Below are 18,245 nucleotides of genomic sequence, written 5' to 3'. Positions count from 1 at the left end.
ATGGCCGATTGGTTACATCGCTTTAGTTACCGCGAATACTGTTGTAAGCCTTCTTGGTGCCCCATACCAACAGCATGGCGACACCAACCGCAGCTACCGCAGTGACGGCATCGGCAAACAAGGTGGTGATTTCCGATACGTCGATGGCAGCGGAAGCACCTTGCGAGGCCAGGGCCAATGGGCTGGCGACAATGGCACCCTTCACAACACGAGTGCCGTACTTGCGAGTTTGATTAATCAGTTTCATTTGATTCCCTTTCTTTCAACATATGAATGACCGCACGGAATGCGGCCGCTGTCGCCCAAAGCAGCCCAATGGATAGGCTGATCTGAACACCTTCTGCAGCGGTGAGATGCATCACACCGTTCTGCAATTCGGTAGGACTCACCACGAGCTGCATGCAGGTGGTGTAGTCGCTTGGTTGGGGTTCCAGCACTTGGTATTGGCCGGAACCGATGTCAATGAGGCATTTCATGCAAAGCCCAATACGAGCATGCCGCCCAGGCAGAGGCCGATCGCTAGTGCGGCCAAGTTGAGCATCAGGCGTTTCATTGGGCTGCCTCCTGTTCTGTTTCAGCGACGATTTCCCAGGCAGAAAACACTGCATAGTCGTCGTCCAGGTTGAGACGTGCCGTATCCACCGCTTCATGCGGGCAATAGAGTCGCCCGGCTTTCTCGGCAAGGTTGGTGTAGCCCAATTCCTCGGTGAGAAAAGCACCAGTGCTACGGCACTGAATAACGTAGAAGCGGCGGAACTCGGTCATGATGGTTAAGCCGCTGTCTTGAGTTCGGATTTGCCCACCAGTTTGAAGCCCTGGCAGACGATGCCCTTGGTAGTCATTTCCAGGTCGAGTTCAGCCTCGACTGGGTAGGGAAGCTGCTTCAATTTCTCGAAATTGGTGGAGGTACCGAACGTGATAGTTTGTGCGTTGAAGCCGACCTCAGAGCCTGCCGAGGTGGAGACGGGCATCACAACGTGGATTTTTGTGAAATCGTGCTTGGTGCCTTCCACCACGTCATTGAAGAAACGAGCGCCCAGAACTGTGACTTTGCTTTTAAATTGCATGGTTAATTCCCTTCATAAACGACAGACATAACGAGGGGCATATGATCCAGCGGGGAGTGGTGCAGGCTGGAATCGACATGCCGGAAAGATGGAGGGAGTACGCCCCTGGGGAGCTTGCCCTCTCGTTTGATTAACTCAAGGACACGTTCAGCCGTCCCCTCGACGTTAAGCATCAGGTTGATAGCGGCACCGCACTGGCGTTTCAGCCATTTCTTGGTGCGCTCATAGGAGATTTCGACGGTTTTTTTTACAGTCAGGATTCGTTCCGCAACGTCAGAGAAACTGGCGAATACGGGATAAGCCGCTGCAAAGTACTCGTGTGGGAATTTAAGCACGTCAAACGGTATAACTCGGTCGACAGATTTGAATTCGACTTCAAGCCGCATCCATGGCGAATCTGCATCACCAAGCTGTTTGCCCTTCTCATAGCCTCGGAAAAACTTCCCATTCGAGCGGTTGCCAACGTAGACGGTGCGCCCCTTACCATTAGGACGTTTCCAGTTGCCACGCATCTCGATATCAGGATTACGCCCTCCACAGTTGAATTCTCCATTGTCGTATCTCTCTACCAGGGAATCAGGCGTAAAGAGCTTTCCCGCAATGTCGTCATAGGCAAGGTCGATACGCGTGATCTTTGGGTTGGTTGCAGACTTGAGGAAGTCGAATGTGCGTCTTTCCCACGCACCCCGAGCCGCTGCACAGCCTTCACCAGAGAGCGAGATCAGCACGGTATTGCGTTGCCCGCCATAGCACACCAGGCCGTAGTTCTCGCCCAGGACATAGGAGGTATGGTAGAAATTGGCTCCCTTGTCCCGCTTGGCGGTAATGCCGAATCCAAACAGGGATTCACAGACCATGGAAACGGACATGATGACTTCCTGATCTGTCACAGCACCTTCAAGCACCTGGAAGGTGTCTTCATGTACCGTGAAATTCAGCCAGTCGATAAAACATACCTTCGAGGAATAGTGTTTCCGGGGTAACACTTCCTTGATTTTTCCACCCTCAAGAACGAGATTTATAGACTTTCCCCCCGTATTACCTAGGGGGGAGGCCAGCACGGCTGCGCCGCCGTCGGCTCCGCTCGCCGGGAACGCAGCCGCGATGGCCGCATCCATGGCATTCACACTGTCTTTCAAGCCGGCATTGATTCTCTTGAAGTCGTCCGGCGTCAGGCGTGCACGTGCAAGCACATGCGCATCAGCGTGGAGGATTGGACGTTTCTTGATCGAGGCCATTAACGGATGAGCTCCAGTAAGGGGTTGAAACTGCAATGAAATTTCCCTTTGTAGGAAAATGCGAGTATGGTGGGAAGTTCTCCAGCTATTGACTCATAGCACTCAGGGGTAACTTCTTGTTCGCGTTTAATCGCGTGTCCATCAACTATCCGAGCCAATCTCTTTGGAATTTCCATCCCCCCCAGGAAAGGAATAGTTATGCGCGCAGCTTTTGTCCTTATGATCAACGGCAAATACGTAGGCTCAAATGGAAGGGGCGGGCTTGAGCTGGTCGATTCCATTGATGAGGCCGAAAGACTCACTTCATATGCCGAGGCATTCATCGTGGCGAGCCATTGGTTTCTAGACGATTGGCAGATCATTGAAGTCGCTCCCAAGCATCCGCCTGATTCCGGTTCTGGATTCGGCCCTTCTGGACTTGCTTCATAGCGAAAACTCTTGCTCCAGCGCGTGTTTGTTCAGCAGCGCTAGGTTCACAAGGCGGTATTTGCCAATCTCGACAACAGGCAGATAACCGCGATTAATCCAGCCTGTGACGGTGTCTTCTGTCACGCCTACCAGCTCGGCAAATTTCTTGCGGGACATCACCGGCACGGATGGCATTTGACTTGTATCTACTGGACTGTCCATAATCCCCTATATCTTTCATTGCATGGCATTGAATGTTTCTATAAGACTATATTCGTATAAGAATATAGTGGTTGATCGAACTATATTCGTGTAAAGATACAGATGTCAATATCTCAGGGTAAGAAAATTCGGCTAATCAGAGAAAGCCTGGATATGGGGAGAGCTGAGTTTTCAGATGTCACAGGCATTCCGAAGCAGACTTTGATCGGCTACGAAATGGAAAGAACAAAGCCTGGTGGTGAAGCTTTGGCAGCAGTAGCTAAAGTTTGGCCTGAATATGCCGCTTATCTACTAACAGACGAAACAAACGTAAAACAGAAAAATCCAGAGCTAGAAGCTTTGGCCCGGGAATTGGAAGATCAGAAAAAGGCGAGTTAATCGCTCGAGAAGTAAAAACAAAATGGTTTAGTAAGTGATGTAACTAGGGAGGAGCATCATGAAGTTAGATCAGGAAGACAAAGAATTCTTCCAGCGTAGAACACGCAAAGAAACCCCGCATGGCCTTTTGGCGTTCATCCTTGCCTCGATAGTCGTATCAGGCAGCTTGTACGTGCTGTATCAAAACAAGCACAGCAAGCCAACAGTGCAAGAAGAATCCCCAATATCCCAGGCCGATCAGTCAAGCAGCGCCTGGGAGCAACCGCCGCAGCCAACATATAAAGAGCAACTAGCTTATCAAGCTAAGCCAGAGCCTGCATATGTGCCTCATCCTACCAAGCCGACCGTGTACAAGTGTAAACATCCAGACGGCAGCATCATGTACAGCGAATCATCTTGCAGCGATGGAGCCACGACACAAATCGTAAGCGTTCAAGAAAACGTCATCGACTCTAGCGCATTGCGTAACAAGGCCAACCAAATGCGAGCCATAGCCGTGCGAGGTGATACAGAAGTACTGAGAGTTAGCGATATTCGCTACATGTCCGAAGTGGATGTCTGGAAAAGAATTAAAGAACTAGAAATGGACCTGCAATCCATCACGGCCAGCCCAGAAAAAATGAGTGCAGCCCGCACAGAAATCAATGTCCTCAAAAACAGAAAAGTGCGAGAACTCAGCTACGACGATGAAAATGAACGTAGCGGATTAAGACGCTTGCTGAATAGTCAAGATAGTACTACCCGGCACGAAGCATTGAACAAGTTGAATTATTTGTTTAGAAACTATTGATAGTTAATCAAGAAAAAAGGTTGAGAGGAAAATGGGACAAGCAAAAAGAAGAGAAAAAGAAATCTTAATTTTGAAGCAGAGAAATACAGTTTGGTTAGACTCATTAAAAGATGAGGAAAGAAAAATTACTGAAGTAGTCTTGAATGCGCACAAAAAGATTATTGAAGGTATGGGAATGGTAGGTGGATGTTATTACATGACAGGATTTTTATATCTATACTTAAAAAGAGAACTTGGAATATATACAAACCCTGTAGTGGGATATGTTAACGATGGAGAATCAGAATTAATGATTTCTCATGCATGGCTAGAGTATGAAGGGAAAATTATTGATATCACCATTACAAGAACTGAAGTGCCAGAGATACAAATAGAAGGTAGCTTGTTGATATTGGATCATGAATGGAAAAAAGGTAAAGGAAAATACTCATACCATTACGATAAAACAGACTTTGCAAAACAAGCGGACAGTGACTTGGCACAAAGTGAATTTGGTAGGAAAGCTTTGAGAGTTAAAGAGGATGAGCATTTAAGAATGCATGAAATGATGTCTAATGATGACGAGATTGAGAAGTATTTGAATAGTGCGCCACACCCACAAAGTTATATTTCATTTTCTAAGGTGCTGAGTTGATAAAGTGCTAGTTTTCTCTAATAAAGATAATAACGCATATAAAAATATATTAATGAATTGTTAAGAAAAGAACTAAAGGGGAAGTGTAATGGTTAAAGAAAGTAATGGGAGGTGGTGGGAGTTTTACGCGGTTAGATATGCAATGGGGTCAGTGATAGGTGCCTTTATTGTTTATCTTCTTTGTTTGTCTAATCAAACTGCATTGGGATCGATATTATTTGGTTTGGAAAATAAAATTGATGCAGAAAAATTAATTCTTCTAGGAATTTATGGTTTGGCATTTTGTTATATTGCTAGTGCACCAATATTAGTTTTTCATGCTACAAGACTTTTTATTTTTGATCGTAGAAGTAAAAAAAAATGTAGAGAGCGTTTGTTGATATTTGCTATTTCATTAATATTTCCCAGTTGGATATTATGTTCGAATTATGCTAACGGTATGATTCTAGGTAATAGTGGCTATTATGCACTTATAGGATTTATTATCTCCTGGATAATTGTGTGGCAGATTTTTTTGATAAGTAAAGCAGTTGTGAACCGAAAGAGAGTTTTTGAATTTTATAAAGCACTGGCGATTAAAAGAGCTCAAGAAAATACAGACATAATAGATTCTTATAAGCACCTTAGAGAACATGGGAATGCATTTGGTATTGTTGTATTTGAAATCGCATTAGGACTGATTTTATACATATACGCAGATGCATCCATAAGTAAGGTTGGCGTGGAAGAGGAAGTATATAAACTGGAAAGCATTGTAAGATATATAACCGTTATTCTTGTATGGATTGCTCCCGCTTCACTTGTATGGGCACTTGCAACCTCTATTGAAAGAATATTTTCTGGTTTTGAATTAAGAAAATGAAAGAAATAGATATGTATCTTTTATTAAGATACATGCTGTTAACTTAAATTTAGTACTGTAAATAACTCTCTTCGAATTTCAGATCTCCCAATTCCTGATGCTTGATACCTATTATCTTTCTTTGCAATTGTAGAACAAGGGGAAAGAAATTTTACTAGGGATTCAATATTGTAATTATCCGCATTTATTGGCAATGTAGCCGTAATCTTTTTTAATAAATCAAAAGCAGCTTGAATGCCTACCGTTTTTAGTAAGTATGAATCTGAATGAGCTTTATCTAAAACGACAATCCTATAAGCTGTGAAGAAATTAAAAATAACATCGTATATTGCCCTATCATTGTTTTGTATGAAGTAACTTCTTAAAGGAAGATCTTGTATTTCTTGTAATGAAGAGCGATCAGATTTTGTATGTTCAATTGATTTGATTTTGTATCTATCTTCTTTGGGTTTCTTAGAAATTAAACTAAGAATTCCATCTATCACAGTTGCCATGGAAACTTTTATTGGGCTTGAGCTTCCATCGGACGGGAATAAATCCGTAGAGTGAGCTGCCAGAGAAATGCATTTATATAATGGAGAACTCGGTTCAGTATTCAAAATGCGAGCAAAATATACAGCTAAGGTTTCGGGTGGCCAATAGTTTGACTCTTTTGGGTTGGCTGAGAATCCAAAAAGCTCATAAGCCAAACTTCTATCAACTTTCTTTTGGTTGAAATTAATTGTTGCAAAGACATAAGCTTGGAATGGTGGAGGGAGCTCAAGAAAGACCACACATAAGAGCTCCATTTCTCTCCTTGGTGAATCTTCTGCTAATTTTGTAAATGCATGCAGTCGATGCTGCCCATCGATGATTGAAGCTGTACGTCCATGAAGTGGAATTATAATTTCAGGTCCGCATGGAGTATCTTCATACATCCATAATCTAGCATCTGGAGGGGTGTTATTTTCTCTTGTTATGATATTGCCATCTTCATCATAATTTGCAGCAAGAATTATAGAGTTAGGAAAAGTTGCATCAGTAGCTAAAATGAATTGTGCTAACTCCTCTAGGCGAGATGAACTTTCTTTTCTCTGTGAGCCTGTAATGTCATAACCTTTATCTGAATCGGAGTTTTCATTAGATAGTTTGGCTTTGACCTCGCTGCGCTGGGAGTATGTTATGCGATTTAAAGTTTCGGCATCTAATGAAAAAACAAAAAAACTGCCCAAAGGTTGATTGATTCTTAATGCAGGTCTACGAATATGATTTTTAGTATTCATTTAACTAAGTCCCCCTCCAGCTATCAAGTTCGATGAGGAGGTTAGCCCTTGACCCGCAATATTAGATTGATCTAAATTTTCTTCATCTCCTCCTGTGCTATCTCGTATGCTCATAGAAAAATCCACAAACTTTTCTTTATGCATAATATCAACAACCCACACCAATAACGCTAAAAATAATGCATAAAAACTTAAAAGCCAAGATAAAGCATCGTTGTTACATATCATTGGAACAAATGCAAAAGCATAAGCAATAGCACAAAAAAACAAAATGCAACTTCTTAATGGGTTCGTGAACTTGTCTTCAATTATTTTTTGATTAGATTCTTGATTGCGGCTTTTACCCGCTTTAGGCCTTAATACTATATCTGCAATAATAGGGGCGAGTACCGCAAAGACATAAGTAGATAAAGCATCAGTATTTAATTCTGATGAAGATGACGCCATGGGAATCCAAATGCCAGCACCACCTCCAACAAACATCACTGTTAAGAAATAAAATGTTGAAGTGGGATCTTTAATCATCAATGAGATTGATCTCATAAATGACTTATCCAGCTCATCCCAGGCGTTTTGAGGTTTATTCACTTTCATCATCACCCCTATCAAAAAGATTTTATTTTTACTGCTTTATTTTCTTTTAGTGTCATGCACACTCCAGCAGGAAGTGTGGAAAAACTGACCTTTCCCCTGAACATGTTTTGCAGTACTTGAGTGCTTGAAGCATTGGTCTTGAAGCAGATCGGTAGGCCAATGTTTTCTAGGTAGTCATCACCTGCACCGTCGTAGTCATCTGGGCTTTGTGAGGCAAGTGTTACCACTAGACCTTTTGATCTGTGCAACCTGATGTTGTCGGAGAGAGCCAAGTGCCTGGATGCGAGGATGTGACGTGCTTCATCAATTGCCAGTACCATTCTTAGCGCTCTGTGATTTTGTGCGTCTACTGGTGCTTCAGGTAGGCGCTTCATGTAGGTGTTGAGTGCGTCTAGTAGCAGATATACGGCTAGATTTTTGGTTGTCTCATGCGCGTGTGCAAAGGTGATGATCCAGCTTTGTGAGAAGAATTGCTGTGGTGAATATTCTGGTTCAAAGATTGAGCGTTCTGTTAGGTCGTTAATCGTTGAGATGACGCTATCAGTGCGAATGTCGTTTTCTTCGTAATAGTCTTTGAGAGCATCTTTAACATCAAATAATGTAATTTCTTTTTGACGAGAGAATAGTGGCTTGAGCGCCTCACGTATGGCATCAAGTTGCTTTGCTCCTGCCTTGCTTTGCATTGCTTTTGCAAATGAATCTCTGAATCCCATAACTTGATCAGATGCTCTGGTTTCTGATTCATCAGATCCGAAGAACATATCTAACGGAATAGGCTGTTCAGGTACTCTAAGCACGCGAGCATTTAATGCATTGATCAGTTCTGGTTTGTCAGCAAGATCACCTTTGCCCAGGTCAAGAAGGATGACAGGGGCGCCAGCTTGGTGATGAATTTGTTTTAGCGATTCAAGCATGGTGCGAGTTTTGCCGGAGCCTGCTTGTCCCATGATGGCAATGTGAGGGGAGTACCCAGAACCGTTGACTGTCCAGCGGAAGGTTTCACCAGAGTCTAGCTCGGGGCCTAGTTCAATATGGATAGGCTTGGGATTCAGATTTTCTGCATCCCAGGTTGTTGGCTCGTTAAAGTTATCAAGCGTGCTGGATGCGGTGTCTGGAAGATTGGCTCTTCTTTTCACAAGGATCTCCATGAATTTCATGTAGTCCTCATCAGCCTCTTGCCAGTCATTGATGAGCAGCATCATGCCACGGTGCCAGTGCCGTTTCACGATATTTTGTAAGGCAGCAAGGGTAAATTCTTCTTTTGGATTGGCTTTTTTGGCATGGGACAGTAATAGACCAACCCATAGAGGTAATTCCTCTATACCAAATAATAGTTCACCTTTGATGGTCTTGCCTTGGGAGTCAATGTTCTCATTTGGGTAGCTTGGGTCTGATAGTGATCGCCCTAGTGCCAAGCGAGCAACACGATACCGCGCGGAGAGTCCTAAGCTTGATCTGAGTTGTTCTGTAAATTTATCTGCTTGTCCTGAGGTTTGGAAGTTGGCAAGCAATACCGATTCAAGTGAAATATTACTCATTCGGCAATCCCTTGAAATACTGACCTTCAATAGCTGTCGTTTTACTTACGCCATTTCCAATGTCTTGATGTTGTAATAGATATGTTTTTGAAACGGCACTCTTGATGGTATTGTAAGTTTCAAGATCAATTTCTTTGTCCTGGGAAAGCAGGATAACTTGTCTGGATCTGTCAGAAACCCAATAGCTCAGAATGTTAGTGCGGTGTGTGCTGTCAAGACGCCCTAATGGAGTATCTACGATTAATGGTGCATCTAAGCCAGAGATTTTTGCGAGGCCAGCTAATAGTGCCGTGGCAAATACCTGGTTTTCACCCGCAGATTTGTCGAAAGAGATTTCATCGCCTTCAATGCTGAGGATTTTGGCTGCTCCGGTTTCATCAATCTCAATTTTTGATACCTGGGATTTATGAGCCAGTTTTTTATATACCTCAGTCATCGCTTCTGCGAGATGCTTGATCTTCAATGTATATAGTTGCGGAATGAGATCTCGCATAAGATCTATCACTCTTTGAGCTTTGGCGACACCCGATTTGACTGGGTTAGCTTGCACAAATTTTTCGTGCTCGCGTTGATATACTGCACGGTCATTGTTAATGGTGGCAGATAGGCCAGAGAGCTGACGTTCAAGATCACCTAATGATTTTTGCTTCAGATCCAGGCTCGCATTGACTGATGCTAGTTCAGTATTGAGTTTTGTAAGCGAACCATCGCGATCTAAGCCTTCAATTCTGGTGTATCGATTTCTAATGTCTCGAATTTTTTTGGTCAGCTCTTCACGTCTCAGCATTAACCCCAAAATCTCTTGAGAGCCAAGGTGTATTTTTTGCAGGCTATGCAATGTATTTTGCTTGCGCTCACTGCTCATATAATCATGCACCATTGTTTCGGCACAATCAGCTGGAGGAGGGTAGAACAAGCTTTCCCAAGCGGTTTCTAGTCTTAAGCGAATTGCCGTCTCTTGTTCCGTTGTAAGCTCAGGGGAAAATTCAGGTTTTTCAGATTTGAAGAAGTTGGCAGTAAACTTTTCTTTCTCTGGCTCAAGGCTAGATTTTCTGGAATTCCATTGCTGGAGGTTGATTTCTGATCGGAGAGTTTCAGAAAATCCTTTTATCAGGTCTTGATCTACAAAGTGGAATGGCAATTTAGTCGCAAGTATTTTCTCAAGCTGCTCAAATACTTCTTTGAGCTCTTGTTCATGCACGGCCTGCTGAGACACTAAATCACGTGCATTCGCAATGTCACCACCACCACCGCCAATAGAAACGACTCTATTCATTAAGTCGGCACGGTTAATCTTGAGATCTTCAACCTCAATGTCTAATGCATTTTTGCGTGATTCTAGTTCAACAAATTCTTCTTCATGTTTTGTTAATGTCTCAAGTAGTTCGCGATGCTTTTGCTCATCAACTGCGCTAACACCTTGTGAGCGGTTGGCTTGATATTGTTGAAGCCTCTTTTCGAGTTTTCTTAATAGCACTACACCTAGCAGACCTTCGATACCTTGCTTGATTTGTTCAACGCGGTTTTGATCTGCAAGCTTCTTAACTTCTTCACCATCAAAGAAAAAGAAAGGGGCAATATGGGCAGGAATAAATTGTTGATCTAATAGTTCTTCAATTCGGTCAGAGCTAACGACTTTATCTTTAATGCCGTTTCTGATGCTATAAATCAAGATCTCTTCATCAGTCCAATCGCCTGAGCGAGAGAAATACCAGCGACGGGTGATCTGGAAGCCTTCGTTCTCGGAGATATTGATTTGGATTGTGACTGTCATGCTGTCACGTTGAGCACGAATAGCATGTCCATGCAGAGCGCGCTCGAGGAAGCTTCGATAGCCTACATCGTCTTTTAGGCCAGCACGACCAAGGTGGCTAATGGCATCTTTTCCATATAAGCCAAGATAGACGGCTTCTAAGATAGATGTTTTGCCATAACCATTCATGCCACCGATTAGGACAATGTTTTGCCCGTTAGCGGGAAGGGGAAATTCAAAAACCTGGTGTTGGTAGCTTTTGAAGTTAATGAGTTCTAGTTTGGAAATCCACATAGTCAATCAATTCTGCCGAGCACTTCAGTAATGGAGTCATATACACCCCATGCTTTTTCTTGGTTTTGTCGTTCTCGTTGAATCGCGACTAGTTCTGCAAATACCTCACTAGGCACTTCGTATTGAATACATAATTTTTCGAGTAAGGCTTTAGCTTCCTCATCTGCCCAAAGTGGCAGGTCTCCCAAGTAGGTCTCGGTCATTTGTTCCCCCCAGTTTTCGATTCAGGTCTTCAGCCCAGATGGTTTGGATTAAATCTATTTCATCTTGGCGGATTAAGAGATCTCCGTATTGTTCTTGCGTACGAAGTAGCTCTTCCAAAATCATTCTTCTTGCTTGTATGGTAAATGGTCCTGGCACATGTTGTATCTGATTGCCGCGTGTGTCAAAACGAATTTCACCGTTTCTTCTTTCAAGAGATCTATATTCTGGCTTATTTCTAATTTCCCTTAACCAGTCTCTGAATTGGATTAGGCATTCATACTGGGATTTTCCAGCATCAACAAAACCTTGAAGGCTTTTATCTTTTTCAACAACGGTGCATGTCCAGCATCCAAAGCGACTTGATGCGGTGCCACATCCAGGAGCTTCTTCTTTGCTTAGAACAACAGGGCATTCTCCACCTTCAGCATCTCTATATAGTTGAATGAGTCCTTGGTGTGTACCACCCCAGGGTGGGTCGAAGCGCCCTAAAACCTCCCATACATCATCTATCGTCATATCAACGATAGGGCGATAGATGTAGGCCCCAGACAATTCTTGGTGAGGGGTGAGGTTAGAGTTTTCTTCGTTTTTAAACTTGTTGATGGAGTTTCTGCGACTGTTGCTTTCATCAAGTCTGACTCCCAAGATCACAACGGCAGCGCCATGTTGGGAGACATTGTCTAGAATATATTTGCTTGTTGGCTGGATTTTGAGCCGATCTGTACACCAACGCATTGTTTGATTAGGGCTGGGATAGCCTTTGCCAATCAAAAGAACCCAAAACGACTTGTCAATCTCTGGTTGAGTGGTTGCTACAGTCATTGGAAGGCCGAAGTTGATCGCAGCTTCGTTGATTTCCTTTTGAACTTTAGCGAGATGGGCAAGGACGAGAGGACTTTCTACCAGCGTATCGTTAGACACTATGTGAACGTGCCTAGTGCGCTTAGAGGGTGCTATTGAAAGAAGTGCTTCAAATACCGCCTGGGCAACCAAGGTGGAATCTTTGCCACCTGAGAATCCAATGATCCATGGGTAGCTTTGTGCATCTGAAAGGTATTCCTCTCGGACGTTCTGAACAATATCACCCCATAAGGCGGAGGTGGGGTCGGAGATGGATAGCGACTCGTACATGGCTCTATTCTACAAGATGCATACCATGCTGGGTAGGATAAGCTGCCGCGGGGCTATAGATGGTCGACATGCTGTCAACCGCAATAGCTTAGCATGGATGAGTAAAGAGCTGCGTAGCTGGAAAGACTTAATAAAATGATGGGCTTATGTGTCTAATGGGGACTGAATGTAAAAACTCATAATCCGTTGGTGCCCGGCAAGATGGCTGATTGGCGAGTGCAGCAGCTCACTTCCTAAGTTTGATAATTTGATTGATATCTATCTTTATAGTTAGCACACTGAATACAAAAGGAAGTGTATTCAGTGTGCTTTTATTTTGTTGGAGGTTTTATTTGGCCCCAATGGCTGCCAAGCCTGCGGCGGCCGCTTGCTCATCTTGTTGAGAGGTGGCGCCGCTTACTCCGATGGCGCCTACGATTTTCCCATCAAGGATAATTGGCAAGCCGCCTTGTAGCGGCAAAACATTTGGCAGGTTGAGCAGGGCGACCCGGCCACCGGCTACTACGTCGTCCAGCGCTTTGGTAGGACGTTTGAAATTGTTAGCAGTACGGGCTTTGCCGATGGCGGTTTCCACACTGGAAATCTGGGTGCCATCGATCTTTTCCAGATAAGACAAGCTGCCGCTGCTATCTACCACTGCGACTACTACTGCTAAGTTATTTTTCTTTGCATCTGCAATCGCCGCTGTAGCGGCTTTTTTGGCCTGATCACTCGTGATGGGAGCGCCGTAACCGATGATATCAGCCGCCAAGCCGAAGCTAGAATAGGAAGCAAAGATTGCAGCAACGATAGTCGAATGGAAAATATGAGTCATTATTGAGGTCCTTTTTATGAAAAACACCTAGACCTGCAATTGATATGCCAAGTGGAGAGAGTGTTTTAATTGGCTGTTTTTAAAGTTTTTTTATATGGAAGCGTTTGAGTAGATGTTCAGTAAGAATCACTTATTAATGGGAAACCAACAGAATGTTAGTTTTAAAACATTATCTTGGGGTGCTGTTTCTGCGTAGATTTTAAGTCTTATTAAACAAAAATAATTTATCCGCCGATTCGTTTACTGCTACCACGGCAGGGTGAGTTGCCCGCTTGGGGACGGAGATTGCATAGAAATGCTGGGTAAATTCGTCGGTGTCGGCAATTTTGATGACGTCATACTCCTGTTCAATTTCATGCGCGATGACGGATGAGACGGTAAAGAAACCCGCTCCAGCAGTGCCGAAGGCTTTCATCAGTGCACTATCATCAAACTCCCCGACAATGTTGGGGGTAATATGTTGCTCGTTCAGCCAACGCATGATTTGCCCTTGTAATAGGCTATCCTCTCCCATGACCAGCATGGGCGCGCGATGCAGGCGTTCCGGGAACTGGCCTGGATATTTCATGGCAAGTTCTGCGGTGGCAAAAAAAGAGGTGCCGCTTTCCCCGAGCTTACGGCTAATGCCGGTGATGTTGACTTCGCTCGGCATGGGACGGTCTGCCAGCACGATGTCCAGTTTATGAATCGCCAGTTGTGCGAGAAGCGTTTCGAAGTTGTCCTCCCGACACACGATGCGAATCGGGTCTTCTAATTCCATGGCCGCCGAAAGTAGGTGATAGGCAATGGATTTGGGGACGAATTCTGCAATACCTACGTTGAAAACCCTAGGACGTTTTTTGGGTTGATGATGCAGGGTTTCTTCCAGCATGCTGCCTATTTCGAAAATGCGTTCGGCGTAAGGCAGTGCAAGACGTCCTGCATCCGTGAGTTCCAGGCCGCGCCCGGCCCGCTTGAACAATGTGACGTTCAGGTCGGCTTCAAGTAGCGAAATTTGCCCACTGAGGGTTTGTGGAGTCACACCTAATTGCTCACTGGCCTTGACCAGGCTGCCAGCTTTGGCGACAGCCCAGAAATAACTGAGTTGCTTATAGTTCATGATGTCTCCTTGGTGGCAAACCTCGACACTTCGAAATTCCCGAACAATTAATTAGGGAATAGTATGTTTTTCTTGTGATCTTCGTCTAGTAGGATGTGCACCATGGCAAGACAAAATATTAATTCACTATTTGGAGACGATGATGAATAAGACTGTTGTGATAGCGAGTGTGGCGCTTGCGGCTTCCTGGGCTTCTTTTGCCCAGGCAGAGGAACATAATGCAGCGCTGTTCGATCAGCAGGTGTTGGCCGCGGCAACGATTAATCCCAGCCGCCTGGCTACTGATGCGCGTGTGGCGGAGTCCGAAGCGGTGATTACGCATAAGGAGGTGGTGCAGTCGCGTAATAATCGTCCTCACTTCAGGCATCACTTCAATCTGAACCGTATCGATACGAGCGGGGTGAGTGCAGATCGCAATGCCGGGAAGAAGTTTGTCTATGTGACGCATCCTAAGCATCACTTCAAGGTTAAGCGGTATGTCGGTGTGAACTAAGCCTTACATTACGCAACATCGCACCCTTCCCAGGCATTTGCAGATGCCTGGGAATTACCCCTAGAGCTAGGCTTCCGGGGGTGTTTTTGTAATTTTTGATTGTTTGTGAATGGCCGAGTATTTGCGCGCATTGTCGCCTATGTGTTCTTCACCGCGCTGGCGCGCAATTTCAATCTGCCTTTGTCTCTCTTCAATGCTGGCGCGTTTCTCAGCTGACAGTTTGTCATAGCAACGAGGGCAGGAAATGCCTTTCACATATTTCGGCGATGCCATATCTGCGGCAGAGATGGGATGGCGACATGCAAAGCATTGGTCATAATCTCCTACCTCTAAGCCGTGTCTCACTGCCACCCGCTGGTCAAATACAAAGCATTCCCCTTCCCACAGGCTTTGTTCCTTTGGAACAGTTTCCAGGTACTTCAGAATGCCGCCTTGCAAGTGGTAGACCTCTTCAAATCCCTGTTCCAACATATATGAACTGGCTTTCTCGCAGCGAATGCCCCCAGTGCAGAACATGGCGACTTTCTTGTTTTTTGCCGGATCAAGGTTGTTGCGGACATAATCGGGAAACTGGCGGAAAGTCGTGGTAGCCGGGTCGATAGCGCCTTTGAACGTGCCAATTTCGTATTCATAATCATTGCGCGTGTCGACCACAATGACATCCGGGTCGGAAATCAGAGCATTCCAGTCCTCCGGTTTGACGTAAGTTCCTACTTTCTTGTTGGGGTCGATGCCCGGCACCCCCAAGGTCACTATTTCCTTTTTCAACCGCACTTTCATGCGATAGAACGGCATTTCGTCAGTGAAGGACTCTTTATGGTCGATATCCGCGAATCGCGGATCCTGGCGCAGGTAAGCCAGTAGGACGTCAATGGCTTCACGGCTGCCAGCCACTGTGCCGTTAATGCCTTCTTCCGCCAACAGCAAGGTACCCTTGATGCCCTGGGCGTTACACAAGGCCAGCAGGCCCGGTTGAATCTCCTGATAGTCAGGCAAGCTGACAAACTTATATAAAGCAGCAACGACAATATGATGCACGACAAATTTCTCACGAAAATACAACAAAACAATGGGTTAAAAGGCATCCTGCAGTTGAGCATAAATGCACTAACACGCGCTATTTTAATTAAATTTCCATAGATTTCATACGGTTATTATGTTGCGAATTCACAACATAATACAAATTTTACTTGAATTGAGAATGTTTATTATTTATATTCCATCTCTGTGAATTTATGTAAAACGTTGTAAAGGGAAAATTGTGCAATATAAAAAATATGATCCGGCATTCAAACCAATTTTTGCTGCCATGGCGCTGACCTTCACTGGTTCGGCGGGTGCAGCTGAAGAGGGAGGGGCTCTGCCCGAGTTGAGCGTTTCAGCGAAGAAACAAGCTACATATAAGGCAGATCGCGCTTCTTCTCCAAAATTTACGGAACCTCTGCTTGATACGCCAAAATCTGTCACGGTGATTAATGAGGAGTTGATCCAGGCGCGAGGGTTGATGTCATTGACTGAAGTATTGCGTACCACTCCTGGTGTAAGTCTTGGGGCCGGGGAGGGCGGAACACCTGTGGGTGACCGTCCCTTTATCCGTGGTTATGAAGCAAGTACTGATATGCAGGTTGATGGTATTCGCCAAGTGGGTCGTTTTTCGCATGAGATTTTCAATCTTGAGTCCGTCGAAATCATCAAAGGGCCGGGCTCAATGCAGAATGGACGGGGCTCTACGGGTGGCGTCGTCAACATGGTTACCAAAAAGCCAAAAGCAGAAAACTTTACCAGCGCAGGGGGCACCTGGGGTACTGATCAGACCAAGCGTTTGACGGTTGACACCAACTGGGTGCTGGGTGATGAAGCTGCTTTGCGCATTAATTTAATGCACCATGATGCCAATGTGGCTGGGCGCCAATCGGTAGAGCTGGAGCGTAAAGGGATCGCTGCGGCCCTGGCGCTCGGACTGAATACGGCGACACGCGCCAATGTCAGCTTTTATCATTTTGAATCTGATGACACGCCTGACCTTGGTATTCCATTCAGTGCTGGTGGCGCCTTGAGAACACCTCCTCGTGTTGATCGTGATAATTTCTACGGTTTGAAGAATCGAGATTTCAGAGAGCAAAATGCCGATCAGATCACCTTGAGGCTAGAGCATGATTTTGATCACGGTTTTACTTTGCGTAATACTTCAATGTACACCCGGACCACCAATCAATATGTCATGACGCGTCCATCATTTGCCAATGCTACGGCCCTGGCTGCAGGGACTGTGACACAGCAGGTACGTAATAGCCGCAGGCTGTCGGAAGGCATGCTTAATCAAACCGATTATTTCGGCAGCCTTGAGCTTTGGGGAATGAAGCATAATGTGGCGACAGGTATTGAAATCAGTAAGGAAGAGCTATCCAACGGAAGCTATGCCGCGACCGGAAGCAGCAACTCTACCACTGATTTATACGATCCCAATCCCTATGCGCCGGCAGCAGGCGCTCCTTTTACGAGAGTAGCGTATGGCGATCCCGTTAAATTCAACACGCGGGCATGGTATGCGACGGATACCGTTCATATCAATGACCAATGGCAGGCATCTGCCGGCATTCGCTTGGACCACTACCGTGTTGTGGATACTGCTGATACAACACAAGAGCGCTCTGACCGCATATTCAACTATCAATTAGGCTTGGTCTACAAGCCAGCACCTAATGGCAGTGTCTATGTATCGTTCGGCACTTCATCCAATCCTGCTGGCGAAACGGCTAATCAGAGTGGTGGCGCAGATGGTGCAGCGGGCGGCGGTATTCGCAATTTGGCGCCCGAAAAGACCCGGGCGCTGGAAGTGGGCACCAAATGGGATATCTTTGATGAGAAGCTTTCCCTCACGGCAGCAATCTTCAAAACCAAAAAAACCGATGCTCGCAGTACTGACCCGACCACTGGGGAGGTCGCTTTGGTTGGTGATAATAGTGTTAAGGGTATTGATTTGGGCGCTGCTGGCAACATTACTGATAAATGGTCTGTATGGGGCGGCGTAGTGTTCATGGATCCAACATTAGATAAATATTGGAACGGCGCTACTGATTACTCAGGGAATCAATCCAAATTCATCGCCAAGCGTTCTGGTTCATTGTGGACTATGTACAAAGTGACACCAAAGTTTTCAGTCGGTGGTGGTGCCATCTATACCGGCAAGCGTTATGTGGATGATGCGAATACCATGCACTTTAATTCCACATGGCGTTGGGATGCTTCAGCAACTTACGAGGTTAGCCAGAAACTGTCCTTGCGCTTAAATGTGCTGAACCTGACGGATGAGCGTATTTACGATGCATCGCATGTTGGCCTCTTTGCCGTTATGGCTCCTGGGCGTTCTGCATTGTTGAATGCAACCTATACTTTTTAATTGCCAATAAGTGTTAATAAAATCTCTGCCAGAATGTTTGGCAGAGATTTTTTTATTTTTCGGG

Annotated in this window: 22 protein-coding genes; 7 read left to right on the top strand and 15 right to left on the bottom strand. The window is 45.1% G+C overall.

Annotated elements, in window-relative coordinates; all coding sequences use genetic code 11:
* Positions 1-22: 22 nt before the first annotated feature.
* From ACJSDX_RS01255 to ACJSDX_RS01235, 5 genes are all read right to left on the bottom strand, one after another.
* Entirely contained in the window at positions 23-247 is a 225-nt protein-coding gene (locus ACJSDX_RS01255; protein ID WP_407993144.1) for a major capsid protein, read from the bottom strand.
* Positions 234-476: a hypothetical protein gene (locus tag ACJSDX_RS01250; protein WP_407993143.1), complete on the bottom strand. Its 243-nt coding sequence runs from the start codon at positions 474-476 to the stop codon at positions 234-236. Before ACJSDX_RS01250 ends, ACJSDX_RS01255 begins: the two co-directional genes overlap by 14 nt.
* A gap of 73 nt (positions 477-549) precedes the next feature.
* The gene (locus ACJSDX_RS01245) at positions 550-765 is read right to left on the bottom strand and encodes a hypothetical protein (protein ID WP_407993142.1); all 216 of its coding nucleotides are present in this window, start codon (positions 763-765) and stop codon (positions 550-552) included.
* Between the two features lie 5 nt (positions 766-770).
* Positions 771-1,067, bottom strand: coding sequence for a hypothetical protein (locus ACJSDX_RS01240; RefSeq protein ID WP_407993141.1), 297 nt, complete (start codon positions 1,065-1,067; stop codon positions 771-773).
* Positions 1,068-1,069: 2 nt separating this feature from the next.
* The gene (locus ACJSDX_RS01235; protein WP_407993140.1) at positions 1,070-2,305 is read right to left on the bottom strand and encodes a replication initiation factor domain-containing protein; all 1,236 of its coding nucleotides are present in this window, start codon (positions 2,303-2,305) and stop codon (positions 1,070-1,072) included.
* Positions 2,306-2,503: 198 nt separating this feature from the next.
* On the opposite strand from ACJSDX_RS01235, the gene ACJSDX_RS01230 reads away from it, so the two are divergent.
* Complete coding sequence (locus ACJSDX_RS01230; protein ID WP_407993139.1) at positions 2,504-2,734, top strand: hypothetical protein; 231 nt, start codon at positions 2,504-2,506, stop codon at positions 2,732-2,734.
* Here ACJSDX_RS01230 and ACJSDX_RS01225 read toward each other — a convergent pair.
* Complete coding sequence (locus ACJSDX_RS01225) at positions 2,729-2,935, bottom strand: hypothetical protein (protein WP_407993138.1); 207 nt, start codon at positions 2,933-2,935, stop codon at positions 2,729-2,731. The genes ACJSDX_RS01230 and ACJSDX_RS01225 overlap by 6 nt on opposite strands.
* Before the next feature lie 102 nt (positions 2,936-3,037).
* On the opposite strand from ACJSDX_RS01225, the gene ACJSDX_RS01220 reads away from it, so the two are divergent.
* The 4 genes from ACJSDX_RS01220 to ACJSDX_RS01205 all read left to right on the top strand — a co-directional run bounded on the left by ACJSDX_RS01220 (position 3,038) and on the right by ACJSDX_RS01205 (position 5,599).
* Complete coding sequence (locus ACJSDX_RS01220) at positions 3,038-3,313, top strand: helix-turn-helix transcriptional regulator (RefSeq protein ID WP_407993137.1); 276 nt, start codon at positions 3,038-3,040, stop codon at positions 3,311-3,313.
* Positions 3,314-3,371: 58 nt separating this feature from the next.
* Entirely contained in the window at positions 3,372-4,103 is a 732-nt protein-coding gene (locus ACJSDX_RS01215) for a hypothetical protein (protein ID WP_407993136.1), read from the top strand.
* Between the two features lie 31 nt (positions 4,104-4,134).
* Complete coding sequence (locus ACJSDX_RS01210; RefSeq protein ID WP_407993135.1) at positions 4,135-4,737, top strand: hypothetical protein; 603 nt, start codon at positions 4,135-4,137, stop codon at positions 4,735-4,737.
* 88 nt (positions 4,738-4,825) lie between these two features.
* Positions 4,826-5,599 carry a hypothetical protein gene (locus tag ACJSDX_RS01205; RefSeq protein WP_407993134.1) on the top strand — a complete coding sequence of 258 codons (774 nt, stop codon included), beginning with the start codon at positions 4,826-4,828 and terminating at the stop codon, positions 5,597-5,599.
* A 38-nt stretch (positions 5,600-5,637) separates the two neighbouring features.
* Here the strand turns inward: ACJSDX_RS01205 and ACJSDX_RS01200 are convergent, their stop codons facing one another.
* The 8 genes from ACJSDX_RS01200 to nhaR form a co-directional block, all read right to left on the bottom strand.
* Positions 5,638-6,861 carry a DGQHR domain-containing protein gene (locus tag ACJSDX_RS01200; protein WP_407993133.1) on the bottom strand — a complete coding sequence of 408 codons (1,224 nt, stop codon included), beginning with the start codon at positions 6,859-6,861 and terminating at the stop codon, positions 5,638-5,640.
* Positions 6,862-7,458: a hypothetical protein gene (locus ACJSDX_RS01195; RefSeq protein ID WP_407993132.1), complete on the bottom strand. Its 597-nt coding sequence runs from the start codon at positions 7,456-7,458 to the stop codon at positions 6,862-6,864.
* A gap of 8 nt (positions 7,459-7,466) precedes the next feature.
* Complete coding sequence (locus ACJSDX_RS01190; protein WP_407993131.1) at positions 7,467-8,993, bottom strand: DndE family protein; 1,527 nt, start codon at positions 8,991-8,993, stop codon at positions 7,467-7,469.
* Positions 8,986-11,040 carry a DNA sulfur modification protein DndD gene (gene dndD / locus ACJSDX_RS01185; protein WP_407993130.1) on the bottom strand — a complete coding sequence of 685 codons (2,055 nt, stop codon included), beginning with the start codon at positions 11,038-11,040 and terminating at the stop codon, positions 8,986-8,988. Before dndD ends, ACJSDX_RS01190 begins: the two co-directional genes overlap by 8 nt.
* Before the next feature lie 2 nt (positions 11,041-11,042).
* On the bottom strand, positions 11,043-11,243 hold the full coding sequence (locus ACJSDX_RS01180) for a DNA modification system-associated small protein (protein WP_407993129.1): 201 nt from the start codon (positions 11,241-11,243) through the stop codon (positions 11,043-11,045).
* Complete coding sequence (dndC, locus tag ACJSDX_RS01175) at positions 11,200-12,375, bottom strand: DNA phosphorothioation system sulfurtransferase DndC (protein WP_407993128.1); 1,176 nt, start codon at positions 12,373-12,375, stop codon at positions 11,200-11,202. The genes ACJSDX_RS01180 and dndC overlap by 44 nt, the downstream gene beginning before the upstream one ends.
* Positions 12,376-12,703: 328 nt before the next feature.
* Complete coding sequence (locus ACJSDX_RS01170; RefSeq protein ID WP_407993127.1) at positions 12,704-13,189, bottom strand: GlcG/HbpS family heme-binding protein; 486 nt, start codon at positions 13,187-13,189, stop codon at positions 12,704-12,706.
* Between the two features lie 199 nt (positions 13,190-13,388).
* The gene (nhaR, locus tag ACJSDX_RS01165) at positions 13,389-14,288 is read right to left on the bottom strand and encodes a transcriptional activator NhaR (RefSeq protein ID WP_309566180.1); all 900 of its coding nucleotides are present in this window, start codon (positions 14,286-14,288) and stop codon (positions 13,389-13,391) included.
* A 139-nt stretch (positions 14,289-14,427) separates the two neighbouring features.
* Here nhaR and ACJSDX_RS01160 point away from each other — a divergent pair, with 139 nt between their 5' ends.
* On the top strand, positions 14,428-14,781 hold the full coding sequence (locus tag ACJSDX_RS01160) for a hypothetical protein (protein ID WP_407993126.1): 354 nt from the start codon (positions 14,428-14,430) through the stop codon (positions 14,779-14,781).
* 66 nt (positions 14,782-14,847) lie between these two features.
* Here the strand turns inward: ACJSDX_RS01160 and trhO are convergent, their stop codons facing one another.
* The gene (trhO, locus tag ACJSDX_RS01155; protein ID WP_407993125.1) at positions 14,848-15,819 is read right to left on the bottom strand and encodes an oxygen-dependent tRNA uridine(34) hydroxylase TrhO; all 972 of its coding nucleotides are present in this window, start codon (positions 15,817-15,819) and stop codon (positions 14,848-14,850) included.
* A 223-nt stretch (positions 15,820-16,042) separates the two neighbouring features.
* Between trhO and ACJSDX_RS01150 the strand changes: the two genes are divergently transcribed.
* Positions 16,043-18,181 carry a TonB-dependent receptor gene (locus ACJSDX_RS01150; RefSeq protein ID WP_407993124.1) on the top strand — a complete coding sequence of 713 codons (2,139 nt, stop codon included), beginning with the start codon at positions 16,043-16,045 and terminating at the stop codon, positions 18,179-18,181.
* Positions 18,182-18,245 lie beyond the last annotated feature (64 nt).

It is taken from the genome of Methylobacillus draconifructus (assembly GCF_045984355.1).
In the GTDB taxonomy this organism is placed as follows: domain Bacteria; phylum Pseudomonadota; class Gammaproteobacteria; order Burkholderiales; family Methylophilaceae; genus Methylobacillus; species Methylobacillus flagellatus_A.
The sequence above is the reverse complement of the archived record's forward strand: the minus strand, read 5'-3'. Positions and strand labels throughout refer to the sequence as shown.